Consider the following 19,634-nt stretch of genomic DNA (forward strand, 5'->3'; position numbering starts at 1 on the left):
AAAATAGTGACAATCAAACTATTTTAGGGGTGTTATCTTGAAAATGAATATCAATCAATTAGGTCAAGTTTATCTAATCTCAGGAAAAACCGATATGCGCCAAGGAATTGATTCCCTTGCATCACTCGTGAGAGAAAAGTATCAATTGGATCCTTTTTCACAAAAACTTTTTCTATTCTGTGGGACAAAAAAAGATCGGTTTAAGATTCTCTATTGGGATGGTCAAGGGTTTTGGCTATTCTATAAGCGTTTCGAAAACGGCCGTTTAACTTGGCCTTCTCATAATGATGACATAATAAAATTAAATGAAACTCAAGTGAACTGGTTACTTCAAGGGTTCTCGATCGAACCCAAAATTAAGGTGGCCAATCAGCGAACTTTCTATTGATAGTCGCTCTCTCCTGTTTTATACTATACCTATACTAATGAACGGAGTAAGGCATATGAACAGTTTAGAAAAACAATTAGAATCACAATTCAATTTAATCGAAACACTTAATAATGAAATTGCTTTACTTCGTGAACAAAATGCTTATTTATTAAAACTGCTCTATGGGAAAAAATCCGAGAAGATTATCGTTCCTGATGGTCAACTCTCTCTCTTCGAAGATGAAAATGAACCGGCAAAACAAATGCCGGACTCTCCCAGGCGAGATTGAAACGATACAGTATACACGAAAGAAATCGTCCGGAAAACGCCAACTCACACTCGATCAATTTCCTGCTGAAGAAAAACACTATGCTCTTGAAGGAGAAGCTTGCCACTGCCCAGATTGTCAACATCATTTAAAAGAAATCGGTTCGCACTGTTATCGTCAGGAATTAGTCTTTATCCCTGCACAAATAAAACGGGTGGATCATATTCAACATGCCTATAAATGCGAGCATTGTAGTCAATTGAAGGATCAAGATGTCATTATTAAATCCACGGTACCGAAGGCTCCCTTGAACCATAGTTTAGGCTCCGCTTCGATTATTGCGCATTCCATTCATCTAAAATACAATTTAAAAGTCCCTAATTATCGACAAGAAACAGATTGGGTGAAGTTATCCCTTCCCATCACCCGAAAAGAATTGACTCACTGGCAGATGAAAGTGAGTGAACAATATTTTCTACCCCTTTATCGGCGGTTGACACAAGAGCTGTTATCGCAAACGCATCTACATGCGGATGAAACACCGTATCGAGTCTTAGAGAGTAAAACGAATCAAACTTATTATTGGGTCATTGCTTCTGGTAAAGACGCAGAAAGAGGCATCACACTCTACCATCACGATGCTAAGCGGAGTGGACAGGTGATAAAAGAACTCTTAGGCGACTACTCGGGGTATGTTCATTGTGATATGCATGCGGCTTATCGTCAACTCGAGAATGCGAAATTAGTCGGTTGTTGGGCCCATGTGCGACGAAAATTCTACGAAGCGACACCCAAGCAGTCGAAAGAGAGTTTGGGAGCAGTTGGTTTAGACTATTGTAATCAGCTATTCCGCTTAGAAGAAGCATGGGCAGAACTCACACCAGAAGAAAGACTTGTCAAACGACAGTCAGAGTTACGCCCTGTTATGGAAGCCTTCTTCGATTGGTGTCGCACCCAAGAAGTATTGCCAGGGTTCAAGCTCGGTAAAGCCATCCAATATGCATTAAATTATGAAAATACTTTTAAAACCGTATTGGAAGATGGTCATTTAGTCTTATCGAATAATTTAGCGGAGCGAGCGATAAAGAACTTGGTGATTGGTCGAAAGAACTGGTTGTTCTCCAAGAGTTTTGAAGGGGCTCAAACGAACGCTGTCATTCTAACAATAATTGAAACAGCGAAACGACATGGGCTTGATTCAGAAAAATATATCAATTATTTACTGACCCACTTACCGAATGAACCGATTTTTGAAAAAAATGAGGTCTTAGAGGCTTATTTGCCATGGAGTGAATTAGTCCAACGACATTGCCAGTTAAGTGTCCAATAAAAAAGTAAATCCACTTCCATCTTTGATTAAAAAATTTGGAAGTGGATTTTTTAAGTATCAAGATACTCTGATATAGGACGCTTACATTAATTTTAGATAGCTGGTATTGTTATTCTAATACGATGCTTCCACTATTATTTTGATTATCGGTTAAATCTGCTCATGATTTTTTAAGTAATCTATCTTTTAAAAAAGTCATTTCACATAGATTCACTATTCAAAATGAGTGGAAATATTAATAAACGAAATAAAGTTTATTTGGAGGAACATTTATTAACATAATTGATGAATGTTTTTTAAAAAGAGTTCATTTAAAAGAAAATGTGCTATAATGAAAATATTATTTACAAAGGGGGGAGAAAATGGATACAGTAGTCTTAACAATAGCTGGTTCGGATACTTGGGGTGGTGGCGGTATTACTACAGATATCAAGACCATTGAACAAGCAGGAAGTTTTGCGGTTAATGTGATTACTTGTATCGCAGTTGAGAGTAGTGATAGTTCTTTTGAAATTGTTTCTTTGCCTGCTAGTTTAATTAAGCAACAGCTTCAAACGATTGCGAACACTTATCAATTATCAGCCATTAAGATTGGTTTATTAAACGATGCCATTACGATTGCGATAGTCAAAGAATTTATTGAAACGCAAAATTGTCCGATTGTAATTGATCCTGTAATGGCTTTTAAGGAGTCATCGAAGGAAATCAAGCAAATTAGATTAGAAATGATTGACTTAATGAAATCAGCGACCGTCATTACACCTAATTTAACGGAAGCAAAGATTATTTGTGAAAGTGGTGACATTGAGAATCAATTGATGCTGGCAGATGAAGCTAAGAATATCTACTCAATTGTGAAAACTCCAGTATTGATTACCGGTGGTGCGCGCTTTCCAGGTGAAAAAGCAGTGGATGTTTTATTTGATGGCAAAAAGATACACTTTTTTGAATTACCTAAATTAGATACCTTAAATATACATGGAGCCGGTTGTGCATTATCTTCAATGATTGCAGCTCAATTAGCAAATAATGAAACACTCGAGCAAGCAATCAAAAATGCTAAACACTTTGTATATCAAGGGATCAATCAAGGTTTGTCTTTACCATCCGGTGATGGGGGAAATATTTGGAATAGAATAGGGGATAAAAATGAGAAATAAATTTGATGTTCGTACATTAACATATTTAGCAGTCATTACAGCAGTAACTTTAGTTTTGTCATTATTAATTATTATACCAGTTCCTGCTACTAATGGATTTGTTACAATATTAGATGCCGGAATTTATTGTGCAGGTTTAGCCTTCGGTTCATTAGGTGGGGGAGTCGTTGGGGGACTCACTGGCTTATTAATCGATATAATTTCAGGATATACTATTTGGGCACCATTCTCACTTGTCATTCATGGATTACAAGGATTGGTTTATGGCTTGATTATTGAAAAATATGGAAACGACAATAAAAGCATGTTGTTTGCTTTAGCAATCGCTGGCTTGATTATGGTTGGCGGCTATGCGATGGCCAATGAATTCTTATATGGTGGCGGTGTAGGATGGGTTTCAATCCCAAGTAACATTGTACAAGTTGGTTTTGGTAGCGTCGTTGTGATGCTTGTAAAAAATAAATTTTTATCGATATTAAAAGTATACTCTCATTAGGAAGAAGGAGCAGAATTGAACTTAGAACAATTACAAGAAAACTTAAATGAAATTATGGACAATATTATTGAAAAGGCAAATTTAAAAGAAAATGATGTCTTTGTTTTAGGATGTTCAACAAGTGAAGTGATGGGGCATCAAATTGGTAAACATTCTAGTTTAGAAATTGGTGAGTTGATCGTTCAAACACTTTTAAATAAGTTAAATCCATTAAACGTTCATTTAGCGGTTCAAGGCTGCGAACATTTAAATCGCTCATTAGTTATTGAGTCAGTGGTAGCTGAACGGAAAGGCTATGAAGAAGTATGGGTAAGACCAAGTCTTCATGCCGGAGGGGCTGCTTCGGTATCAGCTTTTAAATTATTTAAAAATCCGATTGAAGTGATGGCAGTACAAGCAAAAGCCGGCGTTGATATTGGCGATACTTTTATTGGGATGCATGTTAAATCCGTTCAAGTACCGATTAGACCGACAATTAAAACTTTAGGACATGCTCATGTAACGGCAGTCACTTCACGTCCACGATATGTTGGCGGTCCTAGAGCCATTTATGAGGGAATAGAAATAAAATGAGCGAAAGTAAAAACCTTCTGACGATTGATCAGAAGGTCTTTATATTTAGAAGAAACTATTTAAACTGTAAATAAATGATATAATTAGCGAAACTAACATCGTTAATACCATTGCGATTGAAATAAAGCGGACAATTCGATCCATTTTCGATAATTTTTTCTTATTTTTATTTGATTGAAACATAATATGATCTCCTTTATTAATGACAGTACTATTATATTATAAACGATTAAAAATATAAACCAACTAAAGTTGGATATTTTGCATTAAGCTTTAATATTTACTGAAAATTTGGTAAAATAAATGAGAAATAATAACTAGGAGGCAATTACATGTCAAAACAACAAATTGGTGTCGTAGGTATGGCCGTAATGGGACGTAACATCGCATTAAATATTGAAAGCAGAGGGTATTCAGTAGCCCTATTCAACCGTACGGGTTCAAAAACAACCGCAGTCATTGAAGAAAATCCTGAGAAAAATTTGAAAGCAACTTATTCGGTTGAAGAATTTGTTGATTCATTAGAAAAGCCTCGTAAAATTTTATTAATGGTTCAAGCCGGTAAAGGGACAGACGCAACTATTGAATCATTATTACCTCATTTAGACAAAGGGGATATTTTGATTGACGGAGGAAATACTTTCTATAAAGATACGATTCGTCGTAGTGAGTATTTAGCGAACTCTGGCATTAACTTTATTGGTACTGGAGTTTCTGGTGGTGAAGAAGGGGCATTAAAAGGGCCTTCAATTATGCCAGGTGGTCAAAAAGAAGCTTATGAATTAGTAGCGCCAATCCTAGAACAAATTTCAGCTAAAGCTGAAGAAGATGGCAAACCATGTGTGACTTACATTGGTCCAAATGGTGCGGGACATTATGTTAAAATGGTGCATAATGGTATCGAATATGGTGACATGCAATTAATTGCGGAATCATTTGATATTTTACACCGTGGTTTAGGCTTATCAGTTGCTGAAATAGGAGATATCTTTACAGAGTGGAATGAAGGTGAGTTGGATAGTTTCTTAATGGAAATTTCATCTCAAATCTTAAAAACCAATGATCCTGAAACAGGTAAACCAATGGTTTCTGTCATTATGGACCGTGCGGGTAATAAAGGAACTGGTAAATGGACTTCACAAAGTGCTTTAGATTTAGGTGAGCCTTTATCATTAATTACAGAATCAGTGTTTGCACGCTTTATTTCAAGTCAAAAAGACCAACGTGTGCATGCAAGTACGATTATTCCAAATGTCGATGCTAAATTGGAATTAGATGAAACAGCTCGTAAAGAATTAATTGAATCCATTCGTCAAGCATTGTATTTTAGTAAAATTATGAGCTATGCTCAAGGGTTTGCTCAAATGCGTGAAGCAAGTGAAACCTATGACTGGAATTTACCTTATGGCGAAATCGCAAGTATTTTCCGTGCAGGTTGTATTATTCGTGCAAAATTCTTACAAAAAATTACCGATGCTTACGAGAATAATTCTGAATTACCAAACTTAATGTTAGACGACTATTTCTTAGAGATTGTCTCTAAAAATCATGAAGCGGTTCGTCATGTGGTATCAGTGGCGATTGCAGCTGGAATTCCAGTTCCAACCTTCTCTGCAGCGATTGCTTATTATGATTCATATCGCTCAGCAGTGTTACCGGCTAACTTAATCCAAGCACAACGTGATTACTTTGGGGCTCACACTTATAACCGTGTTGATAAACCAGGTACTTTCCATTTCCACTGGAATGAAGTGCGCGAAGAAAAATTAGAAGATTAATTATTTTTAACTCTTGGGAGTCCAAATTAGATAATTTGGACTCCTTTATTAGTATTATGCGCTTAATTATTAGAAAATCTTAGGTTTTCAGTAATAAATGGTGGAATTTTGCTACAAATTTGTGTAATATAAAGACGAAGAGATTAAAAATTGATAAGGAGGACATAGTATGTCTGAAGATAAAAAACAACGTGTTTTAATTATTGAAGATGAAAAGAATCTTGCACGCTTTGTTGACTTAGAATTACAACATGAAGGCTACGAGACCAAAATTTGTAATGATGGTCGCAGTGGATTAGAAGCAGCCTTAGAAGAAGATTGGGATGTTATATTATTAGACTTAATGTTACCAGAATTAAACGGCCTTGAAGTATGTCGTCGTATTCGACCAGTAAAAGATACGCCAATTATTATTATGACTGCCCGTGATTCTGTTATGGACCGTGTATCTGGTTTAGATCAAGGGGCGGATGATTATATCGTAAAACCATTTGCGATTGAAGAACTATTGGCTCGTTTACGTGCATTATTCCGTCGAATTGAATCAGAAGAGGAACAACGTTCACCTCAACAACCGACGGTTACCTATCGTGATTTAGTCATCGAAAAAGCTAATCGGATTGTGCGTCGTGGTGATGAAGTAATTGATCTGACTAAACGTGAATATGAATTATTATTATTCTTAATGGAAAACTTGAATATGGTAATGTCACGTGAAGTTTTATTAGATGAAGTTTGGGAATATAAATCAGAAGTGGAAACCAATGTGGTGGATGTTTATATCCGTTACTTACGTAATAAAATTGACTTACCAAATAAGGAAAGTTATATTCAAACAGTTCGTGGTACTGGTTATGTTATGAGAACGTAAAGATGAATATTAGAAAATGGTTTAAAAGAGAACAACCCATTTCCCTAAAATGGAAATGGGGCGTTTTATTATTTTTAGGTTTCTTTGTTGTCGCGTTAACGACCTTAAATTTTAATTATTATTATTATCATCAAGAACAACGCTCAGCGATCAAAGCCGTTTATCAAGAAAATTTTGACCGCATGACTGAATATATTCAAGCCTTTGATCACCTATATCAAAGACCATCCAGTACTGATTTAGATAATAAACCACTTAATAACAATCAACAATCACAAAACATCTCGAAAGAATTGTACCAGTATATTAGCACCGGTTTAAATGATGATTTAACAATACGCTTATTTAATGAGCGCAATCAATTAATCTTCAGCAATAGACATTTGGATGTCCCAACGGTAGAGAGTAACAAACAATTAGTGGAAACTCAAATCAAAGATGTCCTCAGTTATGTTGGTCGTACTACAATCCGTTCGACCCAAACAGGAGAAAATTTAGGTGTCCTAGAATATATTGTGCAACCACGAGCCTTAATTGAACTGGAAAAGAATCAAAGACATATCTTTTTTATTTCAATACTCGTGCTGTTATTGGTAGCAGCTTTAGTTGCCTTTGTATTATCGCGTCTATTTTTACGACCGCTAAATTATTTAAATAATGCTTTAGATTTGGTAGAAGAAGAAAATTTATCTGAAATGCGCATGCGACGCCCACGTTCGACGGATGAATGGAGTGATTTGACTTTACATATTAATCGTATGCTAGATAAAATCGATTTGTATGTCAGAAATCAAAAACAATTCGTAGAAGATGTTTCTCACGAGTTAAGAACACCGGTCGCAATAGTGGAAGGCCATTTAAAATTATTAAATCGATGGGGCAAGGATGATCCAGAAATATTAGAAGAGTCGATTTCTGCTTCTTTACAAGAAATATCAAGGATGAAGGGCCTTGTGCAAGAAATGCTTGATTTGATGAGGGCCGATCACGCAGAAATGGATTATAAAGACGAAATTACGGAGGTCTATTCGACCATCAGACAGATTCACAGCAATTTTGTGATGCTTTACCCAGAATTTAATTTTTACTTAGATAGTGAAAAGAATCCTGATGATTTGTATATTAAAATGTTTCGTAATCACTTTGAGCAACTGCTCATTATTTTGATTGATAATGCTGTCAAATATAGTCAAGACCGTAAAGAAATCCATCTTTCAGTCAGTACTAGTCTTTCCGAAATTGAAATTGCCGTTCAAGATTTTGGGGAAGGAATGTCTGAAGAAGACAAAGAGCGCGTTTTTAGCCGATTTTACCGTGTTGATAAAGCACGATCGCGTGATAAAGGTGGTAATGGACTCGGCTTAAGTATTGCTCAACAATTAGTAAAAAGCTACAAGGGCTCAATTAAAGTCGAAAGTGCACTAGGTCATGGCTCTATTTTTTATGTCACATTTCCAATCTTAACCGACCAACGTCAAATTTATAAGAGTAAACAAAAAGCAATTCGAAAAACATTATAGTATCTTGTGAACAATAACTTTCTGTTAAAATATAAGTGGAAGTGATTTCATTTATTTTATTTATCAAAAGTTATTGTTCAATTATTTATTTAGGTTATAATTGATTTGAAATTGCTTTTTAAAAAGGGGTAAGAACATGATTGAATTTCGAAAAGTAACAAAAACTGAAAAAGAAACGCTACTTTTGGATAGCGCTAGTTTTTCCATTAAATCCCCTGGTAAAATATATACAATTTATTATGACGATGAAGCTCAAAAAGATAACTTATTGGGAATCTTATTTGGGTTAGACAGTGATTTTGAAGGGGATTATTTACTTTTCGATCAAAATGTTCATGATTTTTCTGAAGAAGATTGGCACCGTGTCAGGAATCAGGAGATGCAAATTGTTTACCAGAAACAGAAATTAAATGATTTAATGACAGTGTGGGATAACTTGGCAAAATTAGGTTTTTTTCCTGAAGAAGAGATTAATGAACAACTTGTTACCTTATCTTTAGAAGATGTAAAACATAAAAGGGTTTCGGAGCTAAGTACCTCTGAAAGAATGAAACTAGCCATTGCTCGATCACTGTTACTTAAACCCAAAATCTTATTATTAGATGAACCGACTAATGGCTTAGAGTTGAATAACATTCAATATTTAATGCAATATATTCATCATTTAAAGGCAAAAGGGTTAACGATTATTATCTTAAGTAATAATATGTCCATTATTGAAAATTCGGATGATATATTTCAGTTTAAAAACCAGAAAATCGTTAAAATTAAATCTAGTGATGAGGCGACACAACCTATTGCTGAAACGTGTAAAAAAGCAAACATTGTCAAGAAAACACCTTATTTACAAGCATGTTCACTGTTAGAAGCCAAGAAACTTGAAAATATTTTAATGTTAATTCCAGTAGCAGTGGTGTTTTCGCTATTATTTATGCTGTTTAGTTTTCAATTTAGTCGCATAACCAATCGTTTTGAACGCCTTTTTACAACGGTAACTGAAAATACGATTGTAATTGATACGGGGGAATTAATTCCCAATGCTCAAAGGGTGTTGCTTGGTAAAGGAACAACGTCAAAACTTTCGGATGGATCTAAACTATACTTTTCTGACGAAGATATTGATATTGTAAAAAATATCAAAGGAGTCAAATCAGTCGATAATACTGATAAGAATTTATTTTTAGAAAAAGATCGTGATGGTTATGGATTAAATTTAATCTATAATCAAGATCAATTATCCGACCAAATAAAAGATCAATTTAAATATAAAAAGGGCGAATTTTATATTGGTTTTGGCTTTAAAATGCTCACGATACCCAAACAATCCAGTAGCAGCTTTAATCCCGAAAAGTTAACCATTATTGAAGGGGAATACCCAGATGATGATTCTAACCAAATTTTAGTACCAGATATATTTATCCAATCTTATTTCCAACATCAAGATTATAATAAAGTGGTGGGAGAAACCGTCTCTTTTGAGACCGTTGCAGTAGATAATCAATTGGATGTCAAAAAGAGTGATTACATTATTTCTGGTGTTTATCATTTAGATACTGCTAATACAAGTGACCTGTACTTTCCTATCTATGTTCCTTGGAGTCATTTTCTTATTAATATTGAAAGAGATAATCTGATGGATTATTATAATTCGTTAAAGATGATGTATAATTCGAGTGGATTGGTGAAGGGAAATAGTACTGTTGAAATGTTCAATTCATTTGAGGAATTTGAAAAAGCTTATGGATCAGGTTATGCCACCATGATTATTGAGTTAGAATCTGATGCTGATCAGCAAGTAATTACGGAAGAATTAGAAAGATTATTTCCTCAATACGTTCAATTAAGTCAATATAGTTTTAAAAACGGAACAATCGCTGAAGATTATCAAAGGGAGAAAATTATATTAATTGGTATTTCTAGCTTAGTATCTTTAATATTAGGTTTATTATTAAGTCTGTTTAATCGTCAATGTTTTAAGAAACATACCGACCAATTGGCGATACAATTTAGTTTAGGTTATTCACGTGGTGAAGTTCAACGGATACTCATCTACGAACACTTAATTTTGTTTTACATTGGTTTTGTAGTAGCGTATATCTTATCAAGCGTCATCTATTTAATTCACTTTAAAAATACATTATATTTAAATGGCATCAATCAATTATTTAATCCCGTTGTGATTGCGACATTATTTTATTTAGTCAACATATGTTTACTGGTTGCGCTAATATGGAATGTTACCAGAGTGAAAGAAAAACAATTGTATAACTCTTTATTAGGAAAATAAAATGCAAAAGCTTTCCATGAATAAATTGAGAGTTTTTTCAAGAGGTGAATTGTATTTTGAAAGGATTAGCCCTTAATTATTTAATTTGTGACTCCATCAGGGAAGACAAGCAATGGTTTTGTATTTTAACTGAACCTTGTTGATATCATCATCGCAATCATTTATACTGACAAATTTGAAGAAAAGTTTAATTAAAATTGTATTGTAGAGAGAGAAGATAATTTAAATAATGGCGGATGTTTTATGAAGAATTTAAGTAGGAAAATGTTTCTACTGGGAATAGCAAATTTTGTTGATTTATTACTTACTGCCAATAGACATCTTTGAAACTTACACTAATCTAAGACCAACTGGACTGGTTTCTATCTTTATCTGCCCAATGATTGGCCTGGTAGGTTTAATATTGGGGATTAAAGAAAATGACGGGTTATTTATAGTGTTAAATCTACTTTTAATTTTAATACTGCCGCTCATCATATTTGTAGGGCAGATGCTAGGTCCAATGTAATCAGTATTAGAGGGTAATAATGGTTCTTTTTAAATGGTGTAGGTCACGGAGTTGGCTCTTTGTCAATTGGTGTGGATCACAGAATTTTTGGGGAGTGGGCAAGAAGTAGAAAATTAAATAATTTTCGCTTCGTCTGCCCACCCCCGCACAGTTGGGAGTAGACCAGAAGTAGAAAATTGAACAATTTTCGCTTCGTCGGCCTACCCCCGCACAGTTGGGAGTGGACCAGAAGTAGAAATTGAATAATTTTCGCTTCGTCTGTCCACCCCCGCACAGTTGAGTAGGCCTCAAACAAGTCGCAAGACGCAGGTTGAGACCACTCAACCACTGCGCTTTTAAGTATCGAGCAATGACTTGACTGGATTTTTCAAGATTATGTTCAATCTCGTTAAGACGCAGTTTGAGACCACTCAACCACTGCGCTTTGAATTAAATAGATATGGCTGAACAGAATTTAAAAAGTTTTTGTCCAGCCTCTATTTTTTATCTAATCAGCATTTGTAATACCAATATTTTGCTAAACATATAGGCTCTACAACTTTTTGTGTGGACTCATAATAAATAGGCTATAAATATTTAGTGGAAAAAGAACGACAGAAGTTAAATAGGTTTAAATGATAAACGGTGATGAGTGGTCTCAATCTGTGTCCTAATTCCTAGGTTAAGAGATACTCATGGGCTTGTGTCTGGAGTGACGAAGCCAAAAATAATCGAATTGTTACTTCTTAGGCAATCCAAAAATATTTCTTTCTTAATTTTACTAATAGATATGTTATAATATGGCTTATATGAGGAGGTGCATGATGGACGAAGTATTAATTGTTGGGACAATAGACGCTATTTATTTTGAAAACCCAAGTAATTTATATAAAGTGGTTCGTATTAACGTAGACGATGAATTGTCAAATGCTTTGACAGCAGAAGAATTAGTTATTACCGGTCAATTTGCGACACTACATTATGATACGAATTATGAGTTCTATGGCCATTTTACAAACCATCCAAAGTACGGTGAACAATTCGCTGTGACGCGTTATCAACAATTAGCCCCTACCTCAGAGCAAGGTTTAATTGATTATTTATCTAGTGAACGGTTCCCTGGTATTGGGATTAAGCTGGCTAAAAATATCGTGGATGCATTAGGTATGGATGCCATTGATATTATTGTTGCGGATCCTAATGCTTTGAAAAAGGTCAAAGGTTTAAACCAAAAAGTTCAAGTTTCTTTAAGAGAAAACTTACTCAAACACCAAGGCACTGAGCGCGTGTTTATGCAATTATTTGAGTGGGGCTTTAGTCCTAAATTAGCAGATAAGATTTATCAAAAATATAAAAGTTCAGCGATTGAAAAGATTAAGGAAAATCCCTATGAGCTGGTTGAATCCATTGAGGGGATTGGCTTTAATAAAGCCGATAATTTGGCTGAAAAATTAGGATTTGAAGCGGATTCTGTGGATCGCATCATCGCCGGCATTTATACGGTCGTTAATGAACACTGTAATAATAATGGCGATACCTATGTTGAGCGCGAGGCTTGTTTAATGAAGAGTCGGGAAATGTTAGAAAGTGCTCGTCCTTTTTTATTAGATGACAGTTTAATGAATTTAGCCTTAGACAAAGCGATTTTAGAAAAACGCTTAATGAATTTAGCTGAAGGCATTATGATACCCAGTTTATATTACGCTGAGGTTGGCATTGTGTCTAAATTATCAAATCATTTACAATATTCAATGACTGATTATTTTGATGAAGCGGATATTGATTCAGCATTAGCGGAAGTGATGGAGTTAAATGCCATTCAATACGATGAACAACAACAAAGGGCGTTAAAATTGGCGATTAATTCACCAATGTCTATTATTACCGGTGGTCCTGGAACAGGGAAAACAACGCTTGTTAAAGGATTGATTCATCTTCATGCTACCTTACATGAGTATTCATTAGAAGATTTGAAACATAAACCAGATTTTGCCCCGATATTATTAGCGGCACCTACGGGAAGAGCTTCAAAAAGAATGAATGAGATGACAGATTTACCTGCGATGACCATTCATCGTATGTTGGGATTCAATCGCGATTCTGATTATGAAGACTTTTCAGCCCAAGAAGAGTTAGAAGGCAATCTTTTGATAGTAGACGAGATGTCGATGGTCGATACTTGGTTAATGAATTGGTTACTGCAAGCAGTACCATATAATATGCAAGTAGTCTTCGTAGGAGATAAAGACCAACTGCCATCAGTAGGTCCAGGGAAAGTTTTTAATGACTTAATAGACTCTAAATGTTTACCTACGATTCAACTCAATACCATTTATCGGCAAAACGAGGGCAGTACAATTGTTGAATTAGCCCATAGTATTAAGAATGGTGCTTTACCGGATAACTTTTTAGAAAAGCAAAATGATCGTTCTTTTATTCGTTGTCAACCCGACCAAGTAGCACAAGTCGTGCAAACAATTGTTGCGAAAGCCCAAAATAAACATTTTGATGGCACTAATATGCAAGTGCTGGCCCCGATGTATAAAGGAGCAGCCGGTATTAATGAATTAAATACTCAATTACAAGCCATTATGAATCCGGCTAAAAAAGGTAAAAGAGAAATTCAATATTTCGATACGGTGTTTAGAGTAGGCGATAAGGTCTTACAATTAGTTAATAATGCTGAAGCCGATGTGTATAATGGTGATATTGGTAAAATAACAGCTATCATGACCGGGGCAGAAACAGATTCAAATGTAGAAGAGATCATTGTTTCCTTTGATGAACGTGAATTAACTTATAAGCGTAGTGATTTAGATCAATTAACTTTAGCTTACTGTTGTTCAATTCACAAATCACAAGGGAGTGAATATCCCTTAGTTATTCTCCCATTGGTTGATATGTATTCAAGGATGTTGAGAAGGGACCTTCTTTATACAGCTATCACTCGGGCGAAGACCAGTTTAGTAATGGTCGGCAATCCTAATAGTTTTTATAAAGCGACTACTGCTAATATCATTCCGAGACAAACATTTTTAAATGACTTATTAAAAATAAAATTTGCCAATGAAACGGTAGCGTATGAAGATGAAGAAGGGAATTTATTAACCATTCCATCTGAAACAGCTACACCTAATGGTCAACATAATGAAAATACAGTAGATACGCTTGAACAATTAACTTTAACACCTCCAACAATTGATGATACAAAGCTTAAATCAGAAGAGCATGCGCATTCAGATTCGCTAGAAGCCAAACATCATCAAGGTTTAACAACTGATGAGGACAATTCCCAAAAAGCGTTAGTTTCTGATGAAGAGCCAAGGCTTAATTTAAATGAATTAACGGAAGAAACGATTTGGTTAATTGACCCAATGATTGGTATGGAGAACCTCTCGCCTTATGATTTTATGAAAACAAATTAAAAAAAGAAACTTGTTTCAAACTAGCGTGACTCAATTAGCAACAGAAGGTGCTGAAAAGGTCATAAAGCCAGGAGAAGCAAGTTTCATTTTTCTATTAAAGGTAAAATGGATATTCAGTTAAAGTCAAGGTCAAATGTGCTTGATCTTTATTAAGCAGTTCACCATCGACTTGACTAAGAATCGGTTCTTCAATTTGAATCGTTACTTTTTCACCTTTTGTGTAAAAATAGTGTTCAGCGGCCGGTGTGGTTTTGCTGACTAATATTTGCCACATTAATTTGATTAAGTTAATGGGCTTAACATTTTTAATAGCAACAACATTGATAATCTTTTCATCGGCTTTGATATCATTGGATAGCTGAATACCACCACCTAAATAGGGTGAATTCATTAACGAAATTAACTGACAGTTCTCAAACTCTATTGTTTGATTATCAACTGTTAAGTGCACATCAAAATGGTCTAATTTTCTAACAGCTTTAAAGACATTAACCAAGTAGGAAAATTTTCCGTTAAGAAATTGATGGAAAAATGCATCTTGAGGCGTTGTATTGACTTCATAAATAACTTTACCATCAAGACCAAAACCTAAACTATTTAATACAATATCCGTATTTTTTGTGAGATGATTATACGATTCAAATATTGTGACTGTCGTGATTTGTCTATGAAACAAGTACTTTTGTAATGTAGATTCTACCGAAGCATTTGGCGACCACGTTCGTTTAAAATCATTGCCAGTACCGGCGGCTAAATAGATGATGGGGATGGTTTGCTTAGCTTTTTTTAAAGTGGCTACAACTTCATGTAGGGTCCCATCACCACCTACTACAATAATCGTATCAATTGTTCGTTGTTCAGCTTTAGCTAAAATTTGTTGGGTTAATTCAATTGAATGTCCTTTATATTCTGTCGTTAGTGTAATGAAAGGAGCACGAAATTTTCTTAAGTAGTCTTGAGCTTGATTTAATACGTCGGCACCATTGCCGGATCCAGCTTGAATATTGGCGATAATATATAGATGATTCATCTGATTCCCTCTCAACTTTCTTCAGTTTCCTAATTTAAAGTATACAAGATTATGGTTAATATGCAAGAAAACCATCATAAATCAAGCGATAAACTAAAGAACTTAAACCATCATTATATGAGCTACGAGCGTGATGCTAGCTCTAATTAAAGTTTATGAAGTAGGCTAAACTATTGAACTTAAGCTGTCATTATAAGAGCCGCGAAAATTTTACCAGTAGTCATTTTTTAAGAGTATTTGAGAAAAGGAGGTTGATGAGGCATGATCCAATTATTTTATCAGTAGAAATTTTTAAGAGTATTTGAGATTTATTAGTGGCAGGCAGTGATGAGGGAGGCGAGAAGGGATAGTGGTTAAAGGTTTATCTCAACATTTCTCCTATCTCTAATAGTGTGAAGTCATTGCATTTATGTTATAATAACCTAGATTGAAATTTGAAAAAATTGGAGGTGATATCATGTATTTAGCACGTGTTGAAATGACTGGGTTTAAATCATTTGCCGATAAAACAGTCATTGAATTTGACAAAGGATTAACTGCTGTTGTGGGGCCTAATGGGAGTGGTAAAAGTAATCTTTCTGAAGCCATTCGTTGGGTTTTAGGAGAGCAATCTGCTAAGAGTTTGCGTGGTTCTAAAATGGAAGACGTCATTTTTAACGGAACCCAAGATCGTAAGGCTGTTAACCTAGCTAAAGTTACCTTAGTGCTGAATAATGAGGATCGCTATCTAGATTATGATTTTAGTGAGATTAGTATTACCAGAAGTTATAATCGTAATGGTGAAAGTAATTATTATATTAATAATGAGTCCGTACGACTAAAAGATATTGTCGACTTACTTTTAGACTCTGGATTAGGAAAAAATAGTTTTGCGATGATTTCTCAAGGAAAAGTCGAAAGTATTTTTCTAAATAAACCAGAAGAGCGACGAGCTATCTTTGAGGAAGCCGCTGGCGTGCAAAAGTATCAGTTTCGTAAAGCCGAAGCGGAACGTAAATTGATTAAATCTGAGGATCATTTAAGCCGTGTTAAAGATATTATTCATGAATTAGAAGGCCAAATTAAGCCCCTAAAAAAACAGCGCGAAACTGCTTTGAAATATCAAACGTACCAAGAAGAACTGTCTAGTTTAGAAATATCATTGTATACCCATCAAATTGAACAAAATCGAATAAAATGGGATGAAGCTCAAGAGAAGTTATCCAATGTCGACCAAGCTATTCAATTGGATGAGGAAGAATTGACCAATTTATCGGAAACGATCATTGAACAACAACAAATGTTGGACGATTTATTAATCTCAATTGACCGTGAAAATGAAACTCATCAAGAACTCGTTCGAAAGGTTGAACAAGCCAAAGCAAAATATCAGATGCTCCAACAGGAACTGCAATTCAATCAGGCCAATACAGATGAAAAAACTTTACAATTTGAAAATCAATTGGTTCAAAAAGAACGTATTCAAGAGGACTTAGCAAAACAAAGTACGTCTAAAGTGACGCTTGAAACCGAAATTGAACAATTAACAGATAAAATTAGTCAGCTTGAATCAGATAGAAAAATGGCAGCTGGTTTATCGGATGATCAGGTTGAAACACTAAGAGGTGAAATGATTCAATTTTATCAATCTGAAGCAAGTGCCAAAAATGAAGTGAACCTATTAGAACAACAAATTGAACAACAAACGATGCGTTTGAAACGTGCCAAAAATAAACACCAAATGTTAAAAGAAACATTAGCCTCCAGTGAAACGGAATTAAAAGAATTAGAAACATCACTCGAATTAAAAGAGGCAACCCAAAAAACGCAAAATGAACATCATCAATCACTGCAACAAGAATGGCAAGCCCTACAACAGAAACGCAATCAAATTCAAAAAGAATTATTTGCAATCGAACGGCAAGTCAATACCTTGAATGTACGTGTTAACTCATTAAAACAAATGCAAGAGCAATATGATGGCTATTATGGTGGCGTTAAATTTGTGATGCAACATGCTAAAGATATTGGTGGTATCGATGGCACGGTGGCCGAGTTAATCCATGTTAAGCCAGAATATCAATTAGCCATTGATACAGCCTTAGGAGGTTCATTACAACACATTGTGGTTGAAGATGATCAATCTGCACGTAAGGCAATTGCTTATTTGAAAAACCATCGTGCTGGGCGAGCTACCTTCTTACCAAGACCAAATATTAAGGGCCGTTCCGTTCAGGATTATCATTTGCAAACGGCACAAAACCATGCGGGTTATATTGGGATTGGTCATCAATTGGTAGCATTTGATGAGATTAATCAAGCCATCATAGAGAATTTATTGGGCAATACCATTGTGATGGATACGATTGTCAATGCTCAAAGTTTATCTAAACAATTAAGACATCAAGTAAAAATCGTTACCTTAGAAGGCGATATTTTAATGCCAGGTGGCTCCATAACCGGGGGTCGTCAACGCAACCAACAAACCTCGATGCTAAGTCGTCAAACAGACTTAGAAAAGGCCTTAACAGAATTAGCAACTGCTACCAGCAGTCAAAAGTCAATGATTAAGAAAATTGATCAAATAGAAGGTCTGGAACAGAGCGTGCGTGAAAATGGTGAGGCGAGTCTGAATCAAGTCAATCAAATTAACCATGAAGTAAACCAACAAAAACAAGCTTTACAACAATTTGTTCAACAAGTAAAAATTAATCAAAATGAACTGAAAGTAGCACAAATGGATATTGATGAAGCGGAACAGTTTATCAATCAATCACAAGCTAAATTAACCGAAGCGCAAGAAACAATTCGTTTAATGACGCAAAAGATTGCGGAAGGTACCCAGCAATTAGAACAAATGAATGTCTCGCAAGCAGACCGTCAAAAGAAAATTGAACAATTAAATCATGAATTGTCACAACTCAATACCGAAAAAGCAGTTAAACAATCTGAGTTAAGACAAATTAAGACTCAAGTAGAGCAACTTTCTGCACAACTTGTTCAGTTAAACGAATTCATTGAAAATTATCAAAATAATCAATTAAGTAGTGAGCAAGATTTAAATCAATTGAAAGAAACCATTACGGAAGTAGAATCTCAAATCGACACTTTAAATAATGAGTTGGTTGAACATACGAAAAAGCTTGATCAAAGCAAACAAAATCGTAGTGAATGGAATCAAAATTTACGCGATTTAGAAAATAAGAAGATAAAAATTCAACAACAACAACAAGCGCAATTTAAATTACAAGCAAAATTACAAGCACAAATTGAGAAATTTAAAGAATTAATTGATAACCATCTAAATTATTTAAATGAAAATTATCAATTAAGTTATGAAGCGGCTAGTCAACAAGCCCAAACAGAGTTAGCTATTTCAGAAGTGTCCAGTCGCGTTAAAGAGTTAAGAAAAGCAATCGATCATTTAGGACCGATTAATTTAGCAGCGATTGAAGATTTTGAAAATTTAAATGAGCGTTACACTTATTTATTAGAACAACAAGAAGATTTATTAACAGCGATGGGACAATTACAAGATACGATGGATGCGATGGATGCGGAAGTTATTAAACGATTTAGTGAATCCTTCCATCAAATTAATCAACAATTTAAACGTACCTTTAAATCTTTATTTGGAGGCGGGGAAGCTTCATTAGAATTGACCGATCCTGACAATTTATTAATAACTGGGGTCGATATTATTGCGCAACCACCTGGTAAACGTAAGCAAAATCTTGCTTTATTATCGGGGGGCGAACGTGCTTTTACAGCCATTGCTTTGTTATTTGCAATTTTAGAGACTAAACCCGTACCATTTTGTGTATTGGATGAGGTAGAAGCGGCCTTGGATGATGCGAATGTGTATCGATACGGAGAATATTTACAACAATTTACTGAAAATACACAGTTTATTGTGATTACGCACCGTAAAGGTACGATGGAACATGCGGATGTACTATATGGTGTTACCATGGAACGTTCAGGTGTATCGAAATTGGCTTCTGTACGTTTGAGTGAAGCTAACATTGAGGAATAGAAGCGAAAAGGAGTGCTTAACAAG

At 35.0% G+C, this 19,634-nt stretch carries 14 protein-coding genes; 12 read left to right on the top strand and 2 right to left on the bottom strand.

Annotation, left to right across the window (positions count from 1 at the left end; all coding sequences use genetic code 11):
* The first annotated feature begins 43 nt into the window (after nt 1-43).
* From tnpB to CYJ72_RS00425, 6 genes are all read left to right on the top strand, one after another.
* The gene (tnpB, locus tag CYJ72_RS00400) at nt 44-388 is read left to right on the top strand and encodes an IS66 family insertion sequence element accessory protein TnpB (RefSeq protein WP_234982891.1); all 345 of its coding nucleotides are present in this window, start codon (nt 44-46) and stop codon (nt 386-388) included.
* 55 nt (nt 389-443) lie between these two features.
* Complete coding sequence (locus tag CYJ72_RS00405) at nt 444-659, top strand: IS66 family transposase (protein WP_101814107.1); 216 nt, start codon at nt 444-446, stop codon at nt 657-659.
* A complete protein-coding gene (gene tnpC / locus CYJ72_RS00410; protein WP_431606499.1) occupies nt 610-1,968 on the top strand; it encodes an IS66 family transposase in 1,359 nt (452 codons plus the stop codon). Before CYJ72_RS00405 ends, tnpC begins: the two co-directional genes overlap by 50 nt.
* 362 nt (nt 1,969-2,330) lie before the next feature.
* Nucleotides 2,331-3,128, top strand: a complete 798-nt coding sequence (locus CYJ72_RS00415; protein WP_284630062.1) for a hydroxymethylpyrimidine/phosphomethylpyrimidine kinase — start codon at nt 2,331-2,333, stop codon at nt 3,126-3,128.
* Complete coding sequence (locus tag CYJ72_RS00420) at nt 3,118-3,624, top strand: ECF transporter S component (protein WP_066126446.1); 507 nt, start codon at nt 3,118-3,120, stop codon at nt 3,622-3,624. The genes CYJ72_RS00415 and CYJ72_RS00420 overlap by 11 nt, the downstream gene beginning before the upstream one ends.
* A gap of 15 nt (nt 3,625-3,639) precedes the next feature.
* Nucleotides 3,640-4,197, top strand: coding sequence for a TIGR01440 family protein (locus CYJ72_RS00425; RefSeq protein ID WP_284630064.1), 558 nt, complete (start codon nt 3,640-3,642; stop codon nt 4,195-4,197).
* A gap of 45 nt (nt 4,198-4,242) precedes the next feature.
* Here CYJ72_RS00425 and CYJ72_RS00430 read toward each other — a convergent pair whose 3' ends face one another.
* Nucleotides 4,243-4,380 carry a DUF4044 domain-containing protein gene (locus CYJ72_RS00430; RefSeq protein ID WP_141749294.1) on the bottom strand — a complete coding sequence of 46 codons (138 nt, stop codon included), beginning with the start codon at nt 4,378-4,380 and terminating at the stop codon, nt 4,243-4,245.
* Nucleotides 4,381-4,529: 149 nt separating this feature from the next.
* On the opposite strand from CYJ72_RS00430, the gene gndA reads away from it, so the two are divergent.
* The 5 genes from gndA (at nt 4,530) to recD2 (ending at nt 14,565) form a co-directional block, all read left to right on the top strand.
* A complete protein-coding gene (gndA, locus tag CYJ72_RS00435) occupies nt 4,530-5,975 on the top strand; it encodes an NADP-dependent phosphogluconate dehydrogenase (protein WP_066126448.1) in 1,446 nt (481 codons plus the stop codon).
* A gap of 169 nt (nt 5,976-6,144) precedes the next feature.
* Entirely contained in the window at nt 6,145-6,846 is a 702-nt protein-coding gene (locus CYJ72_RS00440; protein ID WP_066126449.1) for a response regulator transcription factor, read from the top strand.
* Between the two features lie 2 nt (nt 6,847-6,848).
* Nucleotides 6,849-8,366, top strand: coding sequence for a sensor histidine kinase (locus CYJ72_RS00445; RefSeq protein ID WP_284630069.1), 1,518 nt, complete (start codon nt 6,849-6,851; stop codon nt 8,364-8,366).
* Nucleotides 8,367-8,502: 136 nt separating this feature from the next.
* Nucleotides 8,503-10,653: an ATP-binding cassette domain-containing protein gene (locus tag CYJ72_RS00450; protein ID WP_101812996.1), complete on the top strand. Its 2,151-nt coding sequence runs from the start codon at nt 8,503-8,505 to the stop codon at nt 10,651-10,653.
* Between the two features lie 1,311 nt (nt 10,654-11,964).
* The gene (recD2, locus tag CYJ72_RS00455; RefSeq protein ID WP_101812995.1) at nt 11,965-14,565 is read left to right on the top strand and encodes an SF1B family DNA helicase RecD2; all 2,601 of its coding nucleotides are present in this window, start codon (nt 11,965-11,967) and stop codon (nt 14,563-14,565) included.
* A 94-nt stretch (nt 14,566-14,659) separates the two neighbouring features.
* Here the strand turns inward: recD2 and CYJ72_RS00460 are convergent, their stop codons facing one another.
* The gene (locus tag CYJ72_RS00460) at nt 14,660-15,595 is read right to left on the bottom strand and encodes a diacylglycerol/lipid kinase family protein (protein ID WP_284630073.1); all 936 of its coding nucleotides are present in this window, start codon (nt 15,593-15,595) and stop codon (nt 14,660-14,662) included.
* A gap of 457 nt (nt 15,596-16,052) precedes the next feature.
* Here CYJ72_RS00460 and smc point away from each other — a divergent pair, with 457 nt between their 5' ends.
* Nucleotides 16,053-19,610, top strand: coding sequence for a chromosome segregation protein SMC (gene smc / locus CYJ72_RS00465; protein ID WP_101812994.1), 3,558 nt, complete (start codon nt 16,053-16,055; stop codon nt 19,608-19,610).
* The last annotated feature ends 24 nt before the right edge of the window (nt 19,611-19,634 follow it).

Origin of the sequence: Globicatella sanguinis, from assembly GCF_002847845.2 — a bacterium.
Classification (GTDB): domain Bacteria; phylum Bacillota; class Bacilli; order Lactobacillales; family Aerococcaceae; genus Globicatella; species Globicatella sanguinis.